At 59.6% G+C, this 23,058-nt stretch carries 19 protein-coding genes and 2 pseudogenes; 14 read left to right on the plus strand and 7 right to left on the minus strand.

What is annotated here, in order from left to right:
• Positions 1 to 28: 28 nt before the first annotated feature.
• Positions 29 to 1,200 (minus strand): IS3 family transposase gene (locus JQ567_RS36865; RefSeq protein WP_409363659.1). Its coding sequence is split into 2 segments (ribosomal slippage): positions 29 to 915 and positions 915 to 1,200, totalling 1,173 coding nucleotides; the frame shifts between segments, so codons are not numbered across the junction.
• Between the two features lie 10 nt (positions 1,201 to 1,210).
• On the opposite strand from JQ567_RS36865, the gene JQ567_RS36870 reads away from it, so the two are divergent.
• Complete coding sequence (locus JQ567_RS36870; RefSeq protein WP_212443382.1) at positions 1,211 to 2,203, plus strand: ABC transporter substrate-binding protein; 993 nt, start codon at positions 1,211 to 1,213, stop codon at positions 2,201 to 2,203.
• A 126-nt stretch (positions 2,204 to 2,329) separates the two neighbouring features.
• Here the strand turns inward: JQ567_RS36870 and JQ567_RS36875 are convergent, their stop codons facing one another.
• Positions 2,330 to 3,910, minus strand: a complete 1,581-nt coding sequence (locus tag JQ567_RS36875) for a winged helix-turn-helix domain-containing protein (RefSeq protein ID WP_212443368.1) — start codon at positions 3,908 to 3,910, stop codon at positions 2,330 to 2,332.
• 148 nt (positions 3,911 to 4,058) lie between these two features.
• On the opposite strand from JQ567_RS36875, the gene JQ567_RS36880 reads away from it, so the two are divergent.
• The 3 genes from JQ567_RS36880 (at position 4,059) to JQ567_RS36890 (ending at position 6,547) form a co-directional block, all read left to right on the plus strand.
• Entirely contained in the window at positions 4,059 to 4,316 is a 258-nt protein-coding gene (locus tag JQ567_RS36880; RefSeq protein ID WP_212443369.1) for a DUF1127 domain-containing protein, read from the plus strand.
• Between the two features lie 249 nt (positions 4,317 to 4,565).
• The gene (locus JQ567_RS36885; RefSeq protein WP_212443370.1) at positions 4,566 to 5,939 is read left to right on the plus strand and encodes a (Fe-S)-binding protein; all 1,374 of its coding nucleotides are present in this window, start codon (positions 4,566 to 4,568) and stop codon (positions 5,937 to 5,939) included.
• A 188-nt stretch (positions 5,940 to 6,127) separates the two neighbouring features.
• A complete protein-coding gene (locus JQ567_RS36890) occupies positions 6,128 to 6,547 on the plus strand; it encodes a hypothetical protein (RefSeq protein WP_212443371.1) in 420 nt (139 codons plus the stop codon).
• A 106-nt stretch (positions 6,548 to 6,653) separates the two neighbouring features.
• On the opposite strand, the gene JQ567_RS36895 is transcribed toward JQ567_RS36890, so the two are convergent.
• Entirely contained in the window at positions 6,654 to 7,073 is a 420-nt protein-coding gene (locus tag JQ567_RS36895) for a GFA family protein (protein ID WP_212443372.1), read from the minus strand.
• A 300-nt stretch (positions 7,074 to 7,373) separates the two neighbouring features.
• Here JQ567_RS36895 and JQ567_RS36900 point away from each other — a divergent pair, with 300 nt between their 5' ends.
• Positions 7,374 to 7,841, plus strand: a complete 468-nt coding sequence (locus tag JQ567_RS36900; protein WP_212443373.1) for an MAPEG family protein — start codon at positions 7,374 to 7,376, stop codon at positions 7,839 to 7,841.
• Between the two features lie 118 nt (positions 7,842 to 7,959).
• Here JQ567_RS36900 and JQ567_RS36905 read toward each other — a convergent pair whose 3' ends face one another.
• Both JQ567_RS36905 and JQ567_RS36910 read right to left on the minus strand, forming a co-directional pair.
• A complete protein-coding gene (locus tag JQ567_RS36905; RefSeq protein WP_249165975.1) occupies positions 7,960 to 8,592 on the minus strand; it encodes a tyrosine-type recombinase/integrase in 633 nt (210 codons plus the stop codon).
• Between the two features lie 174 nt (positions 8,593 to 8,766).
• Positions 8,767 to 10,500: an adenylate/guanylate cyclase domain-containing protein gene (locus JQ567_RS36910; RefSeq protein ID WP_212443374.1), complete on the minus strand. Its 1,734-nt coding sequence runs from the start codon at positions 10,498 to 10,500 to the stop codon at positions 8,767 to 8,769.
• Between the two features lie 294 nt (positions 10,501 to 10,794).
• Between JQ567_RS36910 and JQ567_RS36915 the strand changes: the two genes are divergently transcribed.
• The 8 genes and pseudogenes from JQ567_RS36915 (at position 10,795) to JQ567_RS36940 (ending at position 20,568) form a co-directional block, all read left to right on the plus strand.
• Positions 10,795 to 12,852, plus strand: a complete 2,058-nt coding sequence (locus JQ567_RS36915; protein ID WP_212443375.1) for a GAF domain-containing protein — start codon at positions 10,795 to 10,797, stop codon at positions 12,850 to 12,852.
• Positions 12,849 to 13,228, plus strand: a pseudogene (locus tag JQ567_RS36920) (response regulator). The gene JQ567_RS36915 and the pseudogene JQ567_RS36920 overlap by 4 nt, the downstream one beginning before the upstream one ends.
• 425 nt (positions 13,229 to 13,653) lie before the next feature.
• Positions 13,654 to 14,154 (plus strand): hypothetical protein, encoded by a 501-nt coding sequence (locus tag JQ567_RS36925; RefSeq protein WP_283816622.1) that lies wholly within the window; start codon positions 13,654 to 13,656, stop codon positions 14,152 to 14,154.
• Entirely contained in the window at positions 14,090 to 14,416 is a 327-nt protein-coding gene (locus tag JQ567_RS38780; RefSeq protein ID WP_283816621.1) for a hypothetical protein, read from the plus strand. Before JQ567_RS36925 ends, JQ567_RS38780 begins: the two co-directional genes overlap by 65 nt.
• Before the next feature lie 336 nt (positions 14,417 to 14,752).
• A pseudogene (locus JQ567_RS39165) lies at positions 14,753 to 14,878 on the plus strand (double zinc ribbon domain-containing protein); the annotation flags it as partial.
• Positions 14,879 to 14,896: 18 nt separating this feature from the next.
• Positions 14,897 to 18,091 (plus strand): adenylate/guanylate cyclase domain-containing protein, encoded by a 3,195-nt coding sequence (locus tag JQ567_RS36930; protein ID WP_249165976.1) that lies wholly within the window; start codon positions 14,897 to 14,899, stop codon positions 18,089 to 18,091.
• Between the two features lie 328 nt (positions 18,092 to 18,419).
• A complete protein-coding gene (locus JQ567_RS36935) occupies positions 18,420 to 19,457 on the plus strand; it encodes a DUF3616 domain-containing protein (RefSeq protein WP_212443377.1) in 1,038 nt (345 codons plus the stop codon).
• Positions 19,458 to 20,031: 574 nt separating this feature from the next.
• A complete protein-coding gene (locus JQ567_RS36940) occupies positions 20,032 to 20,568 on the plus strand; it encodes a hypothetical protein (protein WP_212443378.1) in 537 nt (178 codons plus the stop codon).
• 508 nt (positions 20,569 to 21,076) lie between these two features.
• Here JQ567_RS36940 and JQ567_RS36945 read toward each other — a convergent pair.
• Complete coding sequence (locus tag JQ567_RS36945; protein WP_212443379.1) at positions 21,077 to 21,319, minus strand: hypothetical protein; 243 nt, start codon at positions 21,317 to 21,319, stop codon at positions 21,077 to 21,079.
• Between the two features lie 597 nt (positions 21,320 to 21,916).
• Entirely contained in the window at positions 21,917 to 22,216 is a 300-nt protein-coding gene (locus JQ567_RS36950) for a hypothetical protein (RefSeq protein WP_212443380.1), read from the minus strand.
• A 593-nt stretch (positions 22,217 to 22,809) separates the two neighbouring features.
• Between JQ567_RS36950 and JQ567_RS36955 the strand changes: the two genes are divergently transcribed.
• Positions 22,810 to 23,058, plus strand: a 249-nt coding sequence (locus JQ567_RS36955; RefSeq protein WP_212443381.1) for a Crp/Fnr family transcriptional regulator, incomplete at its 3' end; no start/stop codon positions are given.

Raw genomic sequence — 23,058 nt, forward strand, 5'->3', positions numbered from 1 at the left:
TGATCTTCCCCCGAGAAAGTGGACGGGCTTAAGCGGCTTTTAGCTCCATCTCGATCGGAGCGATATATCCGATTGCGGAATGGAGCCGGGTTCGATTGTAAAAGCCTTCGATGAAGGCAAAGATATCGCGCTGGGCTTCGGCGCGGGTCTGATAGTTGCGATGGTGAACGAGCTCGGTCTTCAGAGTATGGAAGAAGCTCTCCATCGGAGCGTTGTCATAGCAATCGGCCTTGCGACTCATCGATGCGGCGACGCCGGCTCCAGCAAGAGCGGCCCGATAGTCGGATGATGCATATTGCACGCCGCGATCGGAGTGATGGATCAACCCTGCGCCGGGCTTTCGTTGGCGGATTGCCATGGTCAGCGCGGAGGATGCGAGTTCGACTTGCATATGATCCCGCATGGCCCAGCCGACGATCTTCCGACTGAAGAGATCCATGACGGCCGCCAGATACAGCCACCCCTCCGCGGTCGGGATGTAGGTGATATCGGCAAGCCAAACCCGGTTCGGGGCCGGGGCCGTGAAGTCGCGTGCGATCAGGTTTGGCGCGATCGGCAGATCGTGGCGGCTGTCGGTGGTGCGGACCCGGCGAGGCGGTGTCATGATCGCGCGAATGCCATATCGACGCATCAGCCGTTCGATCCGGCCGCGGCTGGCACCACGTCCCTGCGTCCGCAGAGCGGCATGCACCCGTGGACTGCCATAGCGTTGGCCGCTGTCGTGATGAACCTGCCGGATCGCACCCAGGAGCACGGAATTGGCCGCTGCACGGGTGCTCACCGGACGCTCGCGCCAGGCATAATAGCCGGCCGGCGAGACCTCGAGCACGGCACACATCAGCCGCACGGGATAGACGTCGCGATGGTCCTCGATGAAGCGGAAGCTCATGTCCGGGTTCCGGCAAAGATCGCGATCGACTTTTTTAAAATGTCGCGCTCCATGCGCAGGCGTTCGTTCTCCTGGCGCAACCGGGCGATCTCCGAAGCCTGATCCGCCGACATCGGCGTCGCCTGCGTGGTCGGGCGCCGCGCCGCCGATGTCGGCTGCAGCTCGAACTGCTCCATCCAGCGTCGCAGCACCGAGTCGCGCAGACCGAGTTCCTTCGCAACCGACGTAATCGATCGGCCGCTCGACACCACCAGCTCAGCGCATTCGCGCTTGTAATCTTCCGTAAACGATCGGCGTGGACGTCCTTCCATATGACACCTCCTGGCTCTCGCAGCCTACTACAGGTGTCCACTCTTTCGGAGGAGGTTCAGGCCGTTCGAAGCGCGGGGGCAGAAGTCGGGAGTTTTACCAAGGGTTGGCGTTGTTTGGATCGCTTCCCAATCAGATGTAGCGCCGTTCCAAGAGGCTTTTCGGCAAGGGTTGCGCGATCTAGGTTACGTTGAGGGCGAGACGATCACAATCGAGGCGCGTTTCGCCGAGGGGAAGGCAGAGCTTGCGCCGGCCCTTGTCGAAGATCTTGTGCGCCGTAAGGTCGACGTCATCGTAGCACCATCGACGGGGGTCGTGCAGCTCATAAAGAAAGCGACGACAACAATTCCTATCGTGATGGCGAACGTGTCCGATCCTGTCGGGTTCGGGTTTGTCGCAAGCCTCCAGCGGCCTGGCGGAACCATCACTGGTTTTTCTAACTTGATGGTCGAGCAAGTCGGCAAGAACGTCGAATTGTGCAGGGAGGCAATTTCCAATCTGTCCCGCCTTGCCGTACTCGTTAACCCGGCGCTTCCTGATGCGACGCTCGTGTTGAGGGAAGTACGGGCGGTGGCTCAGGGGTTGGGCTTCTCCGTCCATCCGTTGGAAGCGCGCCAGCCCGAAGACCTCGAAGGAGCCGTCGCGCAGGCCAGCGAACAGCGCGCTGATGCGCTTCTGGTGTCAACGATCGAGGGCATGATCTTCGCGAACCGTGTCCCTATCATCAAGGCTGCTGCCACGCACCGACTGCCAACAGTATTTGCCGCGCCACCGTTCCAGCTTGCCAATGCTGGTGCGCTATTGGCCTATGGTGCGAGCACGCCGGACATGCTTCGGCAATCCGCCAGTTACGTCGACAAGATCGTCAAGGGCGCGAAACCCGCGGATCTTCCGGTTCAGCAACCGACTAAGTTCGAACTCGGGGTAAATCTGAAGACCGCCAAGGCGCTCGGCTTGACTATTCCTCCAACGATCCTTGTGCGAGCCGACGAAGTGATCGAATGAGGTAGGCCACTTCCGGTTTTGGCACTTTTCGGACCTGACAGGCCGGGCTGGCGACGGCTGTTCCTGAGGGCAAAGCGGACCTCGCAACTTCGCGCGCCCAAGTCTGAAAATGACCCAACTCCGACCTCAGCCCTCTGGCACCCCGGCTATGAGCATGCCCTCATAGAAGCGCTGGCGCGCGGCAAGGAAGGTCGGATGGTTGCTCGGCGCATTGGCGCGGTAGCGGCGGATGGTGAAGGTCGGATCGAGCGTCAGCCCTGCCTGTGCGGCGGCCCGCGCCTGATCCAGTTCGCCGAGCAGTGCAAGGGCGGCAGCGAGGAAGAAGTGCGCTAGAGGGTAATTGCGGTTTGCCTCGATGCTGCGACGTAGCCATGCGACCGCTTCGGCATCTGCACCAAGCTGGTGCTTGGCGACGGCGCTGTAAAACAGCCATCGAAAGGCGAGGGTATCTCGAGGAGAGAGCCGGAGCGCCTCGTTGACGTGAGCCTCAGTTTCGTCGCCGCGGCCGATGTACCATTTGGCGAGGCCGATGGCAGCATGCGCTTGAGCTAGATTTCGATCGAGCGCCAACCCCTGCTCGCATTCGGCAATGCCTTGAACCGCGCGATTGGTCGCGTTTAGGACACTCCCTAGAAGCACATGGGCTCGCGCATGCTGAGGGGCCATGCTTAGAACTTTGATCAAACCCCTCTCAGCAGCCTGAAGGTATACGGTCCGGTCGTCGGTAACAAAGGAGGCGCCGGTCGCTAAATTTGCTCGTGCCAAGCTCACCATCGCCTCGATATTGCTGGGGTCGAGTGCCAGAGCACGGTCGAAGAAGCCGCGCGCTTGCGCCATGTATTCGGGATTTAGCCCATTGTTCAGCCACGCCCTACCTTGGAAAACGAGGTCAGTTGCGTCTGGGTGCAGTGAATGTTCTGCGCGCCGCGCTTCGGCTGCGATAAGTTGGGCATCTAGCGCGTTGGCGAGCCTCGATACGATTTCGTCCTGCATATCAAATAAGTCAGCAATGGGCTTGTCAAAGCGCTCGGCCCAAAGGTGACTGCCGGTTTCGGCGTCGACCAATTGCACGTTCACCCGGAGGCGGTTGCCACCACGTTGCACTGAGCCTTCGAGCACATAGCGAACGTTCAACTCACGTCCCAGCTTCTTTACGTCAACGGGTCTGCCCTTGAAGGTGAACGCGGTGTTGCGCGCAATCACGAACGCGCCATTGATGCGCGACAAGTCCGTAATTAGGCTTTCGGTCACGCCATCAACGAAAAAGTCTTGCTCGGGATCGCCGCCGATATTCGCGAACGGCAGCACCACGATGGAAAGGTGGGGCCCTGAAAGCGGGCTAGGCGCCGAGTCGCCGTTCTGCGCCGCCGAGCCAACCGGCTCAATTGCGGGCCTGTGCGCTTCCTGCACTGTACCAACGAAGCGGAAACCTTTGCGCGGCAACGTTTTGATTAAGCGCTGCTTCTCGCCCGTGTCGCCAATTGCGCTGCGAGCGGCATTTAGGCGGGTCGTCAGAGCGGCATCTGAGACGATGCGTCCGTTCCAAACGGCGTTGATGAGGTCGTCTCTGCTTACCACGCGCTCCCTGTTGCGGATCAGGTATTCGAGCAGATCAAAAACTTGCGGTGTGATCGACACCGCATCCGCCCCCCGATGCAGTTCGCGCCGTTCCGTATCAAATGTGTACTCCTCGAAGAGATAACGCAAGCTGCCATTCCCTCTCGGGGTCCCCTCTGAAGCCCCTGGAGCACAAAGAATAAGCTGCCGGTAAGGGAAATGTAAGCCACCAGTTAAGCGCGCCAGCGCATCTTGCGGCAACTTGGCCCGGTGAACAGTCTAGACAGGACACACCGCAATGAGCACGATCCAAGGGACCACCGAGCTGGGACCGACAACCGCAAAGCGACAGGTCTACAGTCCTCTCGAAACATATTGGAATGCATTTCAGGAGTGGCGCAAACGCGAGCGGCAGCGAACCGAGTTGTGTCGCCTGACGGACAACGAGCTTATGGACATTGGTATCACGCGCGGTGAGATCGACTACGTCGCCTCGAACCACTCAATCTCACCCGATCCCCTCCGTTGGATGTCTGATATCGGCACCCTAAGATGACCACCATTGGCACGTTTCGGACCTGATGCTCTCGCCCAGCGATGTCTGTGCGTCTGGGCAAAGCGGACGTCGCTCAGGACCGCGCCCAAGTCCAAAAATGACCCTGGCTGTGTGGCAGGACCCATAGGAGACATTCCCGCGAACTTGCCGGGTTGCGGCTTCCACTTACGCGTCAGCGCTTGTGAGCTAAGTTCCGACGGTCATCACGAGCCGTGCGTACCTTATTCGTCCGCAAGCAGAAAGCTGGACATGCAGTCGATGAATGACATCTCTTTCGAGACAGTTCTGGGCGAGCGCGTCGAGGACATGCTCAACGCCTGCACGCGGTGCGGCAAATGTGTCGAGGTCTGTCCGAGCGTGAAACCTGCCGGCATCGCGGCCACGAGTTCCGACGAAATCATCAGCGGTATGCTTGACATCGTACGCAGCGGCGATGGCCCAGAAGCGTCGCGCAAGTGGGCAGCGTCCTGCATGCGAAGCGGCGAGTGCATCAAGGCGTGCGACTACGGTGTCAATCCGCGTTTCCTGCTTGCAATGGCACGCCTCGCCATGGCGAAGGCCGAGAGCGAGCTGCCCGAACGGCGCCGCCTGGGCGTTGAAAGGTACCGCGATCTCAGCCGCGATGTGACAGTGCTCTCGCGTTTGCAGCTCAATGGTGAGGTGCTGGAGCGGCTCGGCCAGAAATCAGCGTCAGTGTCGACTCCCGTCGAGTCGCCCGACTTCGTGTTTTACACCGGCTGCAATGTGCTCAAGACGCCGCACATCGCGTTGCTTGCCCTCGATATCATGGATGCGCTCAGCATCTCTTATCAGGTGATGGGCGGGCCAAGCCATTGCTGCGGCATCACGCAGCTAGGCCCCGGCGACATCGAGATGTCTGGGCGCATGGGCTCGAACACGATGGAGAAGTTGTCGCACTCCAAGTCCGGCCAGGTGATCTCCTGGTGTCCTAGCTGTTACGTACAGTTCACAGAATTGACACTTCCGACGATTGAACGACAGCGCGGCTCGCGGCCGTTTGAGATGACGCCGTTCATGCAATTTCTCGACGGCCGGCTTGCTCAGTTGAAGCCGCACTTGCAGCGAAGGGTTGAAATGCGGGTCGCGCTGCACCGACATCCCGGCGTAGCAGGCGTCATGGAAGCCGCTGCTGAAATCTTGGGGGCAATCCCCGGCGTTGAACTCGTTGACCTGAAGCAGCCGGCAGTCGGCTTGCAGAGCGTCAATGTCGGCGTGCTTCCCGCGTTCAAACGCGAGTTGCAGCTTAACGAACTCCAAGCGGCGTCCGACGCGGGCGTCGATGCACTGGTTACGGTCTATCATTCCGATCATCGCGAACTGTGCGCTCACGAACGCGACTGGCCATTCCGTATAATTAACATGCTCGAAGTGGTCGGCGAGAGTATGGGGCTCCATCAGCAAGATCGTTACAAGCAGCTCAAGATTATGCAGGATGCTGACCAGATCGTGTCCGAATGCAGCGACCTGATCGCTCAGCATGCGCTAGACGTCGGAAAGGCTCGCGACGTCGTTGTTAAATCGATGCTCGGCGACCAACCTCTTCCCCTGAATCGTGGGTCATGCCCGGTGGAGCAAGGCGCGAGCGGCGTGGCGTCGGCATAACTGCCTGACGTCGCCTATTGGCACTTTTCGGACCTGACACGCCGGACTGACTATGTCCGTTCTTGAAGGCAAAGCCGACTTCCCGCTTGCACATCCGGACTTCTCAGTTTGACCCAAAGCAGATATTGCATTGCGTACAGAGGCCACACCATTATGCTAAGGTAGATGGAGCAAATTGGAGGCTGGGGATGAAGTGCCTGCGCATTTATGCAACGCCTGACGGGGAGTCCCATTTTGGGGAAGTCGATATCGCCATGACACTAACGCGATCGTTTCCGAATGGAGCGCCTGTCGAACCTTCCGCTCACTACGAAGCCTCACGTTCCGCTTTCTACGAAGCCTCGCGAGTTCGTTTTGTTCATATCCCCGCAGCCGCAGGGGTGCGCGAAGCGGACTTTCATAAACCACCGGCTCGACTACTTGCCATTTGGTTGGATGGCGAGGTCGAGTTTGAAACGAGCGACGGAGAGGTGAGACGTGTCTCCGCTGGAAAGGCAGTCCTCGTCGAGGATACGCATGGGAAAGGGCATATCTCGCGCCACCCACCGGAAGGGCAAAATTCCATACAGGTTGTGCTGCCGCACGGCCTTGACGCTCCTTTTGCGTAGTCGTGATCGGCGATGTCCGCTGATCTAGGAAGAGTGGAAGTTCGCGGCGCGCTGTCAAAGTGACGCGATTGATCCACACTCAGTTAAGGCAAAAGTGGGTGGTGGCTCAGTTTGAATTTTTTGGGAGGTAGTTTTGCTGGAAATGCTCAACGGCACCATCAATATGAACCCAGTCATGTTTCGTTTGCTCTTCAACTGATATGACAGGGGCTGGGTATTTTGGATTTGCCATCGCGCCGACTGCAACGCCGATCAGCGCGGGCAGATTGCTGAGTTTCCAGAAGACTGTTGAGCCGCACTGCGGACAGAAATAGTTATGGATTTTCCCGCCGCTTGCGGCGTCGTGCGTAAACTCTTTTGAGGTTCCTGAGATGGTGGCAACTTCAGCGGGGTAATAGGCGCCTACACCGAACGGCGCGCCGGTTCGGCGTTGGCAGTCGATGCAGTGACAAGCAACGACTATCTTGGATGGCTCTTCTGGAAGCGAGAGTGTAACAGCACCGCAGCTGCATCGAGCGCCAGCCATCGAAATGCTCCGATTGATTCTGAGCAAGCAAAGCTTACCGCTAAGTATTTTGACATACCAAATTCCAAATTGAGGCACTACGCGAAAGTGTGGGATGTCCGCATCTGGCACCGAACGGACCTGCCGGGCTGGACCGACGATGTCTGCTTCCAGAGGTAGAACCGACCTGCCGCGCAGCCAAGGTCACAGTTTGACCCAACTCGGACAATTCGGATAGTCCCGCGAAAGCTGTGTTATCAGATTGCGGCCTCCTGCCTCCCCTGCAAGAATGGGCTCGTATATTCAATCGGATCGCGGAAAATGGACAAGCTAAGTCTGCAAAACCCGGTGTTCGCCACCTACGTCGTCGCAGCCACGATTATGATTTTGAAAGCCGTCAGCATGTCTTGGTTGACTGTGCTTCGCATGATGCAGGTGAAGGGCGGGTTCCGATCGCCCGAAGACATCAAGAAGACCCGCCTCAACCCCGATCCCAATCCGAAACAGCTTGAGCCCAACGAGCGCGTCGAGCGGATTCGGCGAATCCAATTGAACGACATCGAAAACCTGCCGTTCTTTCTGATCGCGGGCCTACTTTTCGTTCTCACTGAGCCGTCGCTGTTGCTCGCGCGCTGGCTTCTTTATGGTTACGTTGTATCGCGTCTCCTGCACTTTACCGCCAATTTTACTGCGCGGACCCATGACACGCGCGCCACACTGTGGACCGTGGGCTCTCTGATTCTGATCTTCATGACTGGTCGGACATTGGTCGCCGCGTTGGGTTATTGATGTGCGTAGCCAATTACGTGATTTATCGATACGCCATTTGCTGCAATGCACGAGTCCGAGTTTGGCACGAAGCGGCGGTTGGAGGCTGGGCAGAACTTGTCCGCTCTGCCCGGGTAGTTCAGACATCAACTTGTTCCGCTATTGCCAGAGCGTCATCGACTTCGATGCCAAGATACCGGACCGTGCTTTCGATCTTGGTGTGACCGAGCAAGAGCTGGACAGCCCTCAGGTTGCCTGTCCGTCGATAGATCAGGGTAGCTTTCGTGCGGCGCAAGGAATGCGTCCCAAACAGCCTCGGGTCGAGACCGACGCTGCCGATCCACTCGGAGACGAGGCGGGCATACTGGCGGGTTGTCATGCTGCGGTCGGGTCTGCGACGGCCGGGGAACAAGAACTCGCCAGGCCGTTTGCCGGTAACCCTCAGGTAGTCATCGACCGCTTGGCGGGTCTGCTCGCTCAATTCAAATCTGACAGGCCGCCCAGTTTTCCTTTGCCGGACAGTTGCGCGATCCGCCGTGTAGCCACCGCCGGCGACATCCTCGACCCGGATGGCGACGACATCACAGCCACGAAGCTTGCTGTCGATTGCCAAATTGAACATGGCCAGATCGCGAGCGCGGCCCTCGATCTGAAGTTTCGTCCGGATCGTCCAGACGTGCTTAGGACGCAACGGTGGCTTCGCCCCGGTCAGCTTTCCCTTGTTCCACGGCATTCGCTTGGGCCCGGGGGCAGCGTTCGCTTGATCCTGCATAGCCATACTCCTCGGCTCGGTTACAGAGGCGAGAAGCATTAGCCACCCGGTTGAGCTTTAAAATCAGGTCGGTTTTCGAGCCAAAGCGGACTCCTGAGCGGGTCTATCGGCAAAAGCCGGGAAGCGTTTGACCCGAACCGGACATTCAACGGTCTCCTTAAAGCCCCGACGCGTTCAGTCTGGGAGACCCGCCTGCTGCAGCGTTCTAATCCATGATTCGGTCGTGGATTCATTGCGGTTCTGGCGGCGAACAAAGACCGCATCGATGCGGGCATGGGGCTGCGTCTGCAGCAATTGCCGGATCATATCGCGCGCTTCGTCGACTCGGCCGAGATCGACAAGCGCCACGGCTGCCGCGCGATAGCCGCCCGCCAGTTGCGGCAGCGTCAGGATGGCGCGTCGTGCCCACGCGAGCGCGTTTTCCGGATGCCCGGCGTCGCGGTAGCCAATAGCGAGTCCTAGTTCGCAGTAACCTCGAAATGGATCGCGCGGACTCAGCCGCAGAGCGCGCGTGAACATGTTGATTGCCTCGTTCGGGTGGCCAGCTGCCGTCTGTACCCAGCCGCTGTGCATGATCGCCGGAAACCCATTGGGATTGAGCGTCAGCGCACGCTCCGATCCGGTCAGCGCAGTTTCGATGCTGCCGCCTAGCAACGCGATCGTCATCGCCGCGAAACTCGTAGCCTCCGAATCGTCGCTTGAGGTCGCCAATGCAGCATGCGCGAGCCGAAGCGCTTCCGGGATCGCGTCAGGGCCGAATGAATCGACCGAATGCATGATGCACACGGCCCGTAGTGCCAGGGCGCGGGCAAAGTGAGGGTCTCGGGCGATCGCCTGTTGCGTGAAATCTAGCGCGGCACGCAAGTTACGCCCCGAGGGCTCCATGAAGGCCGCTGACGCGCGCATGTAGAGATCGTAGGCGTCGAGGCTGGCCGTCGGCTTGCGCCGGCTCCGTTCAATTTCGGCGTGCCGCAGATTTGGCTCGATGGCGCTCACCACTTCCGTGGCGACACGATCGTGCATGTCGAAGATTTCCTCGAGCTCGCCGTCGAACCTATCTGCCCATAGGTGCGCTCCGGTCTCGGCGTCGATCAGCTGAGCGGTAACGCGCACACGCCTCCCGGACTTGCGGACTGAGCCCTCGAGCAGATAGCGAACGCCCAAGTCTCGCCCGACTTGTCGCAGGTCCCGCGCCTGGCCCTTGTAGGTGAAGGCTGAAGTCCGAGCGATGACGAACAGCCACCGCACGCGGCTAAGGACTGTGGTGATCTCCTCAACCATTCCGTCTGCGAAGTAATCCTGTTCCGGATCCCCTGACATGTTTTGAAATGGCAACACTACGATGGACGGTTTGTCAGGCAGCGCGAGAGCCGGTGGCGGCGGAGCGCACTCGCCGCCGACGGCAAAGATGTGAACCGGACGGCTGATGTTTTTCAGTTCGATCTCGCCGCGATCAGCGAAGGAGGTGCTGAGTCGATCACGAACCTGCTCGTAGACGGCGCGAGACAAGGCAACCCCGCCAGGGTCCGCGATGCCTTCGATGCGCGCAGCGATGTTGACGCCGTCGCCCATTAGGTCCTCTCCCTGGACCACGACATCACCGAGATGGATACCAATGCGCAGCCGCAGCGGTTGACCCTCACCGGCCTTTGCCTCGACCTGCTTCTGGATTTCCATCGCACAGGTTACAGCCTGAACCGCGCTAGTGAACTCAACTAGAAAGCCATCGCCGGTTTCCTTGAACAGGCGGCCGGCATGCCGGGCGATGGCGTGATCGACAATGTCGCGCCGCAGGGTTGCCAGCCGCGCGAGGGTGCCGGTTTCATCCGCACCGATCAGGCGGGAATAGCCCACGACATCGGCCGCCACGATTGCTGCCAGCCGCCTTACAACCTGCTCGCTCGTCATTGAGCCATCCTTGAAGCTGCAGTCTGCCGCGGTACCTGCAGAATTGCATCTTAGGTGACGGGCGGGCCGGTGTCTTCCTTGGTCCGGCCCCTTGAACCGATCCAGTGGACCGGTAAGGCCCCACAGCAGCTCAATTCCACTCTTGGCACGAACCGGACCAGCCACGCCGGTCGGTTGACGTCCAGGGGAGAAGCGGAAGCGTTTCGGGCCCGTCAGGACAGCTTTTGACACCCAAAGCGGACATGGCGCCCCCGCTGGAACCTGTTAGAATTGAGCCTCGTCCGGAGACGCGACATGCAGGTGAAGGGTCGGAGTAGGCGCAAAACTCGCAAAGCGCCGGCCGCACACGTGGTTACTGCCGATCTCCAAAAGCAAGTTGCGGCTCTTACCCGTGAAGTGAAGGAGGCGCGCGAGCAGCAGACCGCGACTTCGGAGGTGTTGCAGGTCATCTCAAGTTCTTCGGGCGAACTCGCGCCTGTGTTCGAATCCTTGCTGGCAAGTGCCAAACATCTGTGCGGCGCAGAGTTTGGCATCATTCTTCTCCGCGAAGGAGATGCGTTTCGCACCGTTGCCTTGCACGGTACGACGGCCGCATACACTGAGGCCAGATGGCGCGCGCCACTTCTTCGGCCCGCCGCAGATACCGGTCTTGGTCGCGTACTGGAAACTAAGCAGGCGGTTCAAATAGCCGACGTGCGCGCGGTGGCTGGCTATGTGGACAATCCTGTGCAGGCGCCGATCGTTCAACTCTCCGGCGTGCGTAGTAAACTTTCCGTTCCAATGCTGAAGGAAGAGGATTTGATCGGCGTCATCGAGATCGACCGCCAGGAAGTTCGTCCCTTTACCGACCAGCAGATCGAGCTGGTTCAAAACTTCGCCGCCCAAGCCGTGATCGCCATCGAGAATGCGCGGTTGCTCAAGGTATTGCGCCAGCGAACCGATGATTTGACCGAGTCCCTCGAACAGCAAACGGCGACTTCGGAGGTCCTCGAGGTCATCAGCTCCTCGGCGGGTGAATTGGATCCGGTCTTTAACAAAATGCTCGAAAACGCAACGCGAATTTGCGGGGCCAACTTTGGTACGATGAGCCTGTACGATGGAGACAGCTTCAGGAATGTTGCGCTCTATAATTTGCCTCCTTCATACGCCGCGTCACCGGCCAGCCGGACGTTTCGGCCCCACCCAGAAAGTGGACTTGCAACGGTCGCCAGAACAAAGCGGATCGTTCAAATGGACGATATCAGGAAGCAAACGCCTTACCTTGAGCGCGACCCCGCAGTTGTAGCGCTAACCGATCTGGCAGGCGCCCGAACGCTTGTCGCTGTACCGATGCTCAAGGGCAGTGAGTTGATCGGCACAATTGCGATCTTCCGGCAGGAGGTCCGGCCATTCACTGACAAGCAAATCGCACTGGTCAGCAACTTCGCGAACCAGGCGGTGATCGCCATCGAGAATACGCGACTGCTTAAGGAATTGCGCGAACGCACTGATGATTTGAGCGCCTCGCTTGATGAACTCCGCACCGCGCAAGATCGACTGATACAGACCGAAAAACTCGCCTCGCTCGGCCAGCTCACTGCAGGCATCGCGCACGAAATCAAGAACCCTTTGAATTTCGTCAATAATTTCTCAGCGCTGTCTGCGGAGCTGACCGATGAACTGAACGCCGTGCTCAAGCCGGTCTCGATGGACGGCAAGGTTCGGGAAGAAGTCGACGAGTTGACCGGTATGCTGAAGGACAACCTTCAAAAGGTCGTCCAGCACGGCAAGCGGGCCGATTCCATCGTCAAGAACATGCAGATGCATTCGCGTGAAGGCTCCGGCGAGCACCGGCCTGCAGATATTAATTCGCTTCTCGATGAGAGCCTCAATCTCGCCTATCACGGCGCACGAGCAGAAAACGGCGATTTCAACGTCACTCTGCAGCGCGACTTCGATGCGGACGCTGGTACAATAGAACTATTTCCCCAAGAGATTACCCGCGCATTTCTCAATCTGATCGGGAACGGCGTCTATGCGGCGACCAGGCGCAAGACCGAAGAAAAAGAACCCGGTTTTGAGCCAACCCTCCGGGCCACCACGAAGAACCTGGGTACCACTGTCGAAATTCGCATTCGCGACAACGGCACCGGAATCCCGGCCGAAGTACAGCAAAAGATGTTTAACCCGTTCTTCACGACCAAGCCAGCCGGTGAAGGAACCGGCCTTGGACTCTCGATGACGCACGACATCGTCGTCAAGCAACACGGCGGCAGAATTGATGTCGCGACCGAACCAGGCGTTTTCACCGAATTTATTATTACGTTGCCGCGAACAACAATCCCGCAAAGGACGGCCGGAGGTTCAAATTGAGTACCCACATCCTCGTCGTCGATGACGAGCCCGATGTAGAAAGCATGTTCCGCCAGCATTTCCGGCGCGATCTCCGTTCGGGCCGGCTCGTCATGGAATTTGCGCTGTCCGCTCCGGCCGCATTGGAGCGCGTCAAGGTCATCGCCGACGCCTCGCTAATCCTGATCCTGTCCGACATCAACATGCCTGGCATGAGATGCTGCCGAAGAAGCGGGCCGAACGACCGAACGTCCCGGTGATCATGATAACCGCCTATGGCGACGATGAGACGAGGAAGCACGCAATCGCTCAGGGAGCCGTTGGGCTGCTGACCAAGCCCATAGACTTCACTTTGCTTCGGGTAGAGATCGACACACGACTGGCGCCGGCCAGTTGACCGGCGGGTCACCCGCCGGTCTTGTTCACGACTTCCGGGTTTGGCACCTTTGAGACATACCCGCCGACCCGGAGAATGTCCGTTCACCGGGGTAGACCGGAAGTCGCCGTGGTCCGGCCAACCGACGCGAATGACCCGCAACGGACATTGCCGAAAGATTGTCGTTCACCAATAATCGTCACTCTTAGGCCAAGGCCATCGGGCAAAATCGGAGATGTATTTTCTCCATCTTGGAGGGGCGGTTCATGCATTTTGTGAATGGTGCCGAAGTCAATCGGGTTTTGACGTTCCCAATTCTGATTGCGGCGATGGAAGCCGCACATTGCCGCCCCAAGATCGACGTCCTGGACGGATACCTCGGAACCGAGGATCAGCAATACGTTATTCGTAGCGCCGTCGATCGAGGCAGGTTCATGGCTAGCAAAATGTTCACAAGTTTCCCCGCCAATCTTTCCCGGGGAAACATGCCGGCAGTGCAAGCCGTCTGCGTGCTGTTCGACGGCTTCGATGGGCGTCCACTTGCGGTCATTGACGGCACCGAGGTCACCCATTGGCGAACGGCCGCTGATTCAGCCTTGGCTACGAAATTTCTTGCACCACCCAATCCCGAAACCATGCTCGTCGTAGGAGCAGGTGAAATGTCACGGTGGCTTGTACGGGCTCATAGGACGGTTAGGCCCTCACTTCAGCGCGTGCTCGTCTGGAATCGCACCGCGGAGCGAGCATCCGAAGTTGCCAAAGAATTGGCACGAGAAGGTATAGAGGCCGTCCCAATATCCGATCTCGATGCTGCCACAAGGGCTGCCGATTTGATCACCACTTTGTACTCGATCGCACGAACCGCTCATCAAGGGCATCAATTTGCGACCAGGCGTCCACCTCGACCTGGTCGGCGGCTACACCCCTCAAACCCGCGAGGCAGATGACAATGCTGCAAAGCGCGCCCTTGTGTTTGTCGATAGACGGGAATCCGCGTTTGACGGAGTAGGAGACATACTGCAGCCCATCGCGAGCGGTGCGATCACGACAAGCGATGTGCTCGGTGATCTCTACGACCTATCAAGTGGGACCGTGCTTGGTCGAAGATCCGCATCCGATATTACGTTTTTCAAGAATGCGGGTGGTGGCCACCTCGATTTGATGACGTGCGAAACGGTCTTCCAGCAACTCGGTACCAAGTTGACGTAGCGTTGATGATGCGGCCCATCGACTTCGCCTATTGGCACCTTTGAGACATGCCCGCCTATCCTGAGAATGTCCGTTCACCGGGGTAGACCGGAAGTCGCCGTGGTCCGGCCAAACCGACGCGATAGACCCGTCGCGGAAATGGGAGGGTTAGCTCGACCCGAGCGATTTCGCGAGCGTGGCGGAGGGCAGCTCGCCAAATCGGCGGAAATACATTGACGCGAACCGCCCGAAATGAGTGAACCGATCCCCGGCAAGTATTTGGCCACGCGTGGTGATACTGGCCCTCATCCAGACATTCGTCTAGACTAACTTCCTGTTCCGAGCTGGAGGGCGAGCATGGAGTGCCCGAGCTGCGGAAGCGCCAATCAGGATGGCAACCGATTCTGCGGGAACTGCGGCGCGCCGCTGCCGCAGTATTGTGGCGCCTGCGGTCGCAAGAATCCGATTGGCCATAACTACTGTGGTTTCTGTGGCGCTCCTTTGACCGATGCCGTTCCTCTGGAACGAGCCGTAAATGCGTCTGCCAAGCCGGCAGTAGCCGGTGCCGAACGCCGGCGTCTCACTGTCATGTTCTGTGACCTCGTCGGCTCGACCGCGATTGCGTCTCGGCTTGACCCGGAAGACCTGCGCGAGGTGCTCAGCAGGTACCACAAAGACGTTGCGACGGTGGTCGGGCGTTTCGATGGATTCGTGGCCAAGTATATGGGCGACGGAGTTTTGGCCTACTTCGGCTACCCGCAGGCGCATGAGGACGACGCCGAGCGAGCCGTTCGCGCCGGTCTGCAGATTGTGACGACCGCGCGGCCAGTGCCGGCTGCGCCCGGCGGCAAACTGCCGGTGCGTGTGGGTATTGCCACAGGTCTCGTCGTCGTGGGCGATCTCGTCGGTGCCGGCGAATCCCAGGAGCGCGGTGTAGTGGGCGAGACGCCAAATCTCGCGGCGCGACTGCAAACTTTGGCGGAGCCGGACAGCGTCGTGATCGATGCGAACACGCACAGGCTGACGAGCGGGATCTTCGAATACGAGGAACTCGGGATGGTCGAGCTAAAGGGCTTTGTTGAGCCTGTGCGTGCGTGGCGCGTGCAAGGCGAGAGCACGATTGAAAGCCGATTCGAAGCACTACATTCGGCTACCGCTCTCACGCCGCTTGTTGGCCGTGAGAAGGAGATCGAGCTGATAGCCGAGCGCTGGATGCAGGCAAAGTCAGGTGTGGGGCAGGTGATCCTGCTCTCGGGCGAGCCGGGCATTGGCAAGTCGCGCCTGACCGCTGCCCTCCTGGAGCGGCTGCGGGATGAACGCCACATCCGCTTGCGCTACTCCTGCTCGGCGCACCACCAGGACAGCGCGCTGCATCCGACGATTGTGCAACTCGAACGCGCCGCAGGTTTCGAGCGTGGCGATACACCGGAGATAAAGTTTCACAAAATCGAGGCACTGCTCGCGCCGACGTCGTCGCCGATTGCGGGTCTGCCGCTCGTCGCGGAGTTGCTACACATTCCCGCCGGCGATCTGTACTCACCGAGCGTGCTAAATCCGCATCGCAAGAAGGAGGAGACGTTCGAGCTGTTGCTCCACCAGCTCATCGTCCTCGCGCAGAGCCAGCCGGTACTCTTGGTCCACGAGGACGTCCATTGGATCGACCCCAGCTCACGCGAGTTCCTCGATCGCGTGGTCAATCGGGTGGCAGACCTGCCTGTACTGTTATTGATTACATTCCGGCCCGAGTTTCAGTCGCCATGGACCGGGCATTCACACGTTACGATGCTCGCCCTCAGCCGACTCGACCGGCGCCAGGGTGCGACGGTCGTGCAGTTGGTCGCGGGCGGCAGTGCGCTTCCCAGGCACACAGCGGAAGAGATCATCAAGCGCAGCGACGGTGTGCCACTTTTCATCGAGGAATTGACGAAGGCTGTCGTAGAAGCCCAAGCCAGTCGAGAAAGCGGCGAAGATGCGAGCACCACAACATCGCGATCGGCGCTTGCCGTGCCCGCAACCCTCCACGCCTCGTTGATGGCTCGGCTTGACCGACTCGGGCCAGGTCCCAAGAAGATGGCGCAAATCGGAGCGGCAATTGGCCGTGAGTTTTCATACGAACTGCTCGCCGCCGTCGCCGGCCCAAGCGAGAGGGAGATACAAGACAGGTTGGCGCGGCTTGTCCATTCTGAGCTGGTGTTCCAGTACGGGATGCCACCAGAGTCCGCCTACAGCTTCAAGCACGCTCTGGTCCAGGATGCCGCGTACAGCACGCTACTGCGCAGCGATCGACAGCGGTTACACGCACGCATCGCGGAAGCCGTCGAGGAGCATTTCCCGGACCGCGTGGCGCGCGAGCCCGAACTGCTGGCGCACCACCATACGGAAGCATGCCAAATCGAACGTGCTGTCGGTTATTGGCTGAAGGCAGGCGAACGCGCTGCCCAACGTTCGGCCAATCTGGAAGCCATCCGGCATCTCACCCGAGGGTTAGGGGCGCTGAACACGCTACCGGAAAATTTCGAGCGAGATCAGCAGGAGCTCGCTTTTCAGATTGCGCTCGGCACCCCCATGATCGCCGTGCACGGTTATTCCGCGCCACAGACAGGCGCCGCCTACAGCCGTGCACGCGCGCTTTGCGAGCGTCTCGGCGAGGCCGAGCCTCTCGTCGCGACCCTCAGCGGTGAGTTCGTCTATTACTTCGTTCGCGGCGATTATTCCGTGATGCGGCGACTAACCGACGAGGCTCGGCAGGTAGCGGAGCGCCTTCCAAGCCCGCTTATCCGCCTTGCCAGCCACCGCTTGGCCGGAATCACGGCCATGCACTTCGGGGCGTTTGCCGAGGCACGGTCCGAGTTCGAGGCGATCCTGCGCCTTTACGACGCGCCTCGGCATCGATCACAGCCGGTGCACTACGTTCACGACCCGAAAGTCTCGGCCCTCACCTATCTTGCGCCCGTGCTCTGGATGTTGGGCTTTCCCGAGCAAGCGCGTCGTTCGAGCAGCGCGGCGTTCCACTGCGCCGCGGAGTTGGACCAGGCGAACCTCACGGCGCATGTCCACAATTTCGCCGGCGCTGGTTTGGACGAACTGCTCGGGAATGTCCCGGGCGTGCAAGCTCATGCCGAAGCGATCATTGACCTGGCCGATCGGCACAGCCTCGGCTATTGGCGCGTGAATGGGCTGATTCTTCGCGGCTGGGCTATGGTACAGCAGGGTGCCCCGGAGCCAGGCATCGCGCTCATGTGTCAGAATGCCGAGAACCGTGCGGCTCTCGGCGTCAGTTGGTATCAAGCCCGGTATCTTTGCATGCTCGCCGCGGCCTATGCGCAAGTCGGCCAGGCCGAACCAGGGCTACGGATCGTTGGGGAGGTGGAGGACCTCATCGCCAAAAATCGCGAACACATGTGGGAGGGCGAACTCACACGCATCAAGGGGGAGCTTATGCGGGTGCAAGGGAGATCAGCCTCCGAGATCGAAACCTGCCTTGCGCGAGCTATGGCAATAAGCCACGCACAGGGCGCCAAGTCGCTCGAGCTCCGCGCCGCCCGCAGCTTGGCGCGCTTATGGTATGATCGGGGGCGGCCTAGTGACGCCCGCGCGCTCCTCGCACCGCTCCTTAGCTGGTTCACTGAGGGCTTCGAGACCGCTGATTTGAAAGCCACAAAGGCATTGCTGGACGAGTTGACCTGCGGAGCATGAGCGGATTTTGCGCTGTACTGCCTGTGCAAAGCTAGAGTCGTTGGGACTGCGCTCACGGGTGAAGACGACCGCTTTTGGCACGAAGCGGAAGAGCCGAGCCGATCTGGCGATGTCCGTTGACGGGGGTAGACCGGAAGTGGCTGGCCGACCGTCAAACCGACGCGATTGACCCGACTCGGACATCGCGCCCTTCCGCGCATGCGGCCGAGGGTATAGTTTGATCTGCCAGCTGTGAAAGGGATACACCAAAGTCACAGGTGTGATCAGCATTGCTGCCGTCGGCACCCGCATCCCGTTGGCGGACGCACAACTCCCCGGAGACAGCGCGATGAAACCGGTCATACCCATGTTCAAGTCCGCGTTGCTGGCGCTAACCACATTGTTCGCCGCACCCCCCCTGTCGTCGAAGGACAATGGCGAGTGGAAGGTCAACGGCGATCTGATCGGAAAGAAGGACAAGGTGGCTGAAGACCTCAGCGGCATCGCCTGCACGACCGACAGCGGATTCCCGCGTACATGTCTGCTTATCGACGACGAGCAGCAGTCGGCGCAAGTCGTGACCTTGAGCGACGGCGAGATCACAGCCGGCCGGCTGATCCCACTGATCGACGATCGGTTTGACGGCAACCCGGTCGAGCTGGACGGCGAGGGCGTCGCCTTTGCCGATAATTTCTTCTATGTGATCGGCTCGCACGGGCGACCCCGCCACGACAAGGACGCGACCGATCAGGCCAAGGAAGCCGCCCGCGTTGCCGCCGGGCTCGCCGCCTGCAGCAAGCTGATCCGGCTCAAATTCAATCCGGCGACCGGCGAGATTGCGCACGAGCCCGCCGTGCCGCCGTCGAGCGCGCTGGCCAAGTTGATCGCGGCCGAAGCTTTGTTCGCGCCTTCCGAAGGCAAGACACTGGAAGACGGCGGCGTGACGGTGGAGGGTGTCGCGGTCGGCGGCCAGCGGCTGTTCGCAGGCTTTCGTGGGCCGGTCATAGAAAACAAGCGCGCCGTGATCCTGTCGGCCGCGCTCGGCCACTTCTTCGACGGTAAGCCAGCGGAAGTGACGCTGCATCTGCTGCCGCTCGGGCCTGGGCGCGGCGTGCGCGACCTCGCGGCCTTCGACAAGGGCATCCTGATCCTTGCCGGACCCATGCAAGACGTCGGCGGTACCTACTCGGTCTATTGGTGGGACGGCGCAAGCAACAGCGCAAAACTTCTGGTGGATCTGCTCGATTTCATTAGCGAAAAAGGCAAGCAGTGGAAGCCCGAGGCGCTGTTGCCGCTCGATCGCGACACCAGTGGCGTGCGCGTTCTGGTGCTGCTGGACAGCGCCAAAGAAGGAAAACCGCGCGCAGTTCGCGTTCCTTATCCGTGACTTGCCTTATCAGTGACTTGGATGCGGTGCCACCTCATTCGTCCCCCGCCACCGCCCATAATAACGGCACCATTACGTCATCGGGATAGCCGCTCACCCACCTTGAGCCGAGCAATGGGGCATTCGCACGGCGTCCCCAAGGCCTGAGGGAGAGACGCGCCATCGGGGGCGCGCCACGAGTTATTAACTTTTCGAAAGTGAGCAAAACAGAACGGCGCCGGGAGAGCGATGATCCATGGTGACTCCATCACCGCCCCCCTCGGTATCTATCGGTGACTGAGAGTTCTGTAACGCTCCCGCCTGAACCAAGGCGATGCATCATGATCATCCTGCGACCACTTTGCCCCGCGTGCCAAACAAGAACCATGCTGGCGCGGGTGACACCCGGCCCTGTGGGCTTCGACATCCGGACGTTCGAGTGCCCTGCGTGCGATCACGTCCATCAGACTGTGGTCGAACTAATCGATCCGATGAAGTCCCTCAGAACGAACGCATGGCTTCGCGGACAACTGCAAGCGCCGACGTAAAGGCCGCCTCAGTTAGCGGCCTCTTTTTATCATGTCGGCTATTGAAGGTGAGCGACGGCTGGACAGCTAAGGGCGCAGAACGATCAGTGGCCTTGTCTGTAGCGACAATATTCGTCGCCGTTTTCGTATTCCACGCAGACCTTCATGCGACGGCGGGGCCGATCTTCATCGTAACCCCTGTAGTCTCGGTCCCGGTCCGGGCGGTCCCAGCCTCTATCGTCGCGATCGCGCCGTTCTCCGTATCGTCCGCGGTCTTTGTCGCGATCCCGATCCGCATCACGGTCGCGATGCATTCTCCGGTCTGGACCCATTTCGCGGTCTTCGCGGCCCATACGGTCGCCCTCGCCACGACGCATCCGCCAGTCGCGCCCCATCTCGCGGTCGTCCGCCCTCGGTTGGTCGCGATCGGTTCGTTGATCTCGCTGTTGTTGAGAACTCTGGTCAGGCTGGGCAGGAACCGTTTGCGGCGCTGTGACCGGAGGTTTGCCCTGCTCTTGGGCGAGCGAGGGGCAGAGGCTCGACGACGCGAGCAAGATAGCGGCGATGACAGCAACACGCATGAGATTTTCTCCGTCAAGGTGTGACGTTTAACAACCCTCTGACCTATTGGTTCAGCGTCCACGGGGACCTTTCGGCAGCCGCTGCGTTATCGTAACGCGTGATAGAGTGTGGACAGGGTAAACAGGTACGAGGCTACAGGCACACCGATGACAACGACACATGCGGAATTGAACAGGTACTTTGAGATGATCGATCGGCGAGTGCCGATTAGGGTCTCTCAGTCCATTCGATGGTTGCGTAAGCCGTCCTCATTTGCAGTTCGTCTCGTCGTTGTATTGCTGCTCATTCTCGGAGGCATCTTTAGTTTTTTACCTGTCTTGGGCCTCTGGATGTTGCCTCTTGGCCTGTTGTTCATCGCGCAGGATGTGCCCTTATTGCAAAAGCCCCTAGTGGGCGCGTTGGCATGGGTCGAGGCGAAGTGGGAGTGGCTAAAAGTGAAGTGGCGAAACAGGTAACGGTCGGTCGCGCTACACACATCAGGCACGATGGTCTCGATTTCCGGAACGAAAGGGGCCGCCAACTGAGGCGGCCTTACTTCCTGAATGGCTCCGGCAGAACCGTTGCCAGCGGCACGGTATCGAGTTCCCGGCCAGCTTCATCTGCGATCACGAAAGCATCCGGCACGCTGGTCTGACGTGCTCTAATGGCTCCAGCCAAAAGCTCCCGGGCGGGATGGCTTCGCGCCGGGCTGCGGATTACATCGGGCAGGTCCTGCCCTTGTTCATCCGGGATGACATGATCGCCCGCGCGTAAATGGAAATAGAAACCTCCCATCGCGGGCCTCACATAAAATAGGCCAATTCTAGCAATCGTCGATTGGCTCGTCTGTCCGGCTGCGGACTGAGGAACTTACTTCCGGCGACGTGATCGAACAAGTGCGCCAGCACAGAGTCATTAGGGATGCCCCGAAGCAAGCCAAAATTGACTGGCCCCATGAGCGTGCAGCCTGTCGAGCACGGATCGATAACGCTTACCCAGTCGCCGTCCATGATGCCGACCGTTGGCGGGACAGCAGTGACGGCACCGAAAAAACAATCAACCAGAGCAGAAGGGGTCCGCATCGCGAAGGCAAGAATTCTGAGGCGCAATTCCCTACGGAAGCAGCGGCGACTTCAGAAGGACTGAGGCAGAACCGAAACGACCGTGGGCGGCACCGCTCTCCTAAAAATAGCTGCTTCCAAGCCTGCCGCAAGTATAGCTCGCGTTTCGCCCCATCCATCGCCAGCTAGACATCTTCGAAGCTGGAATTTCGTTCCAGCCCAAATGTACAAAAGTGAACTTAGGGGAAAAGGGGCCGCCAACTGAGGCGGGGCCCGGAGAGGATATCCGGGCCCTGACATTTGCCGGAACAGGGCCTTGGCCGTCGCGCCGTTAGTCGCAGCGACGCTCCCTGCGCGTGATCCTGCGGCCATCGTCCCGTTCAATCGTGGTAGTCTCCATGCGGCAGCGCTGTCGTGGGCCGACGGTGACACCACCTGGGCCGACGCCGACTGTCGTGTCGGAGTTGTAGCGCCCGCGACGGTCCCTATCGTAGCGGTCGTCGCGATCCCGCCCGACCTGAACATCGACGCCTTGGGCCACCTTGACGCCTTGGGCCTTGGCTGGAGTAACGAGCGGGGCGGTCGTCAGCACCGCTGCGGCTGCCGCCACTGCAAGAGCGATCTTCATCATGTGGGGGTCCTTCCTCCTTGGGCTTGATTTAGAGGTGTAACGGGCACGAACACTGAGGGTTCCACCGGGGGCAATCGACACTCAGACGCGCGGATTACTCGGGCGGTTTAAGTCCGGGAGACGATAGCCATTCAGTGATGCGCGAAGCGGTCTCTAGTTGCCGAGCCTTGCGGGACAAAAGTTCACGCTCCCTACCGTGCGGGAGGGATTTGATTTGCTCATTGACGCGAAGCGCTTCTTGCGCGAGGCGTTGATCAAATGGGGCTTTGGGTTGGTCTGGTTGGATGTGCGCCATACTTGGCTCGTGATAACAGGCGGGAGCGCACCACTCTCAGTCACTGATAGATGCCGTTACGGGGCGGTGATGCAGCAGCATACTCTTCCGGGTTCCGGAGCCGCTGGTCAATATTGGTCAGTTTCTGAAATAAAACACCGCCAGTCCGACGTCTGGCTCACGAGGGAGTCCCGGTTTCCCTTGCGGGACTCCCTCCAGTCGGTCAAATTCCCCTCATTAACTAAAGTAGCTGCTTCATTACGGCGTGGAACCGCTATAATTTGAGGCGCGCTCGTTCATCGGAGCAAAGGAGGCTCCTGTGAGGAAGCTGGCCAATAACGAGTTCGATCCCAAAGCCTTTCTCGCCAGGGTAGGGTCTGGCAAGACGATCTTGAAATTGGAGAAAAATCGGCACGTCTTTGAACAAGGAGACGTGGCGGACACGGTTTTTTACATCCAAGAAGGCAAGGTCAAGCTCACTGTCCTATCCAAGCAAGGTAAGGAAGCGGTAGTCGGGATTTTAGAACCGGGCCAGTTCTTCGGTGAGGGATGCCTCAATGGCCATCCA

Origin of the sequence: Bradyrhizobium sp. AUGA SZCCT0431, assembly GCF_018131065.1 — a bacterium.
Lineage (GTDB): Bacteria > Pseudomonadota > Alphaproteobacteria > Rhizobiales > Xanthobacteraceae > Bradyrhizobium.

Excerpts from the sequence above, each read along its gene's own strand:
- JQ567_RS36880 (WP_212443369.1), top strand. The coding sequence starts at position 4,059 with ATGAGCACGATCCAAGGGACCACCGAGCTGGGACCGACAACCGCAAAG.
- JQ567_RS36885 (WP_212443370.1), top strand. The coding sequence starts at position 4,566 with ATGCAGTCGATGAATGACATCTCTTTCGAGACAGTTCTGGGCGAGCGC.
- JQ567_RS36890 (WP_212443371.1), top strand. The coding sequence starts at position 6,128 with ATGAAGTGCCTGCGCATTTATGCAACGCCTGACGGGGAGTCCCATTTT.
- JQ567_RS36895 (WP_212443372.1), bottom strand. The coding sequence starts at position 7,073 with ATGGCTGGCGCTCGATGCAGCTGCGGTGCTGTTACACTCTCGCTTCCA.
- JQ567_RS36900 (WP_212443373.1), top strand. The coding sequence starts at position 7,374 with ATGGACAAGCTAAGTCTGCAAAACCCGGTGTTCGCCACCTACGTCGTC.
- JQ567_RS36905 (WP_249165975.1), bottom strand. The coding sequence starts at position 8,592 with ATGCAGGATCAAGCGAACGCTGCCCCCGGGCCCAAGCGAATGCCGTGG.
- JQ567_RS36910 (WP_212443374.1), bottom strand. The coding sequence starts at position 10,500 with ATGACGAGCGAGCAGGTTGTAAGGCGGCTGGCAGCAATCGTGGCGGCC.
- JQ567_RS36915 (WP_212443375.1), top strand. The coding sequence starts at position 10,795 with ATGCAGGTGAAGGGTCGGAGTAGGCGCAAAACTCGCAAAGCGCCGGCC.
- JQ567_RS36925 (WP_283816622.1), top strand. The coding sequence starts at position 13,654 with ATGTTCACAAGTTTCCCCGCCAATCTTTCCCGGGGAAACATGCCGGCA.
- JQ567_RS36935 (WP_212443377.1), top strand. The coding sequence starts at position 18,420 with ATGAAACCGGTCATACCCATGTTCAAGTCCGCGTTGCTGGCGCTAACC.
- JQ567_RS36945 (WP_212443379.1), bottom strand. The coding sequence starts at position 21,319 with ATGGGAGGTTTCTATTTCCATTTACGCGCGGGCGATCATGTCATCCCG.
- JQ567_RS36950 (WP_212443380.1), bottom strand. The coding sequence starts at position 22,216 with ATGATGAAGATCGCTCTTGCAGTGGCGGCAGCCGCAGCGGTGCTGACG.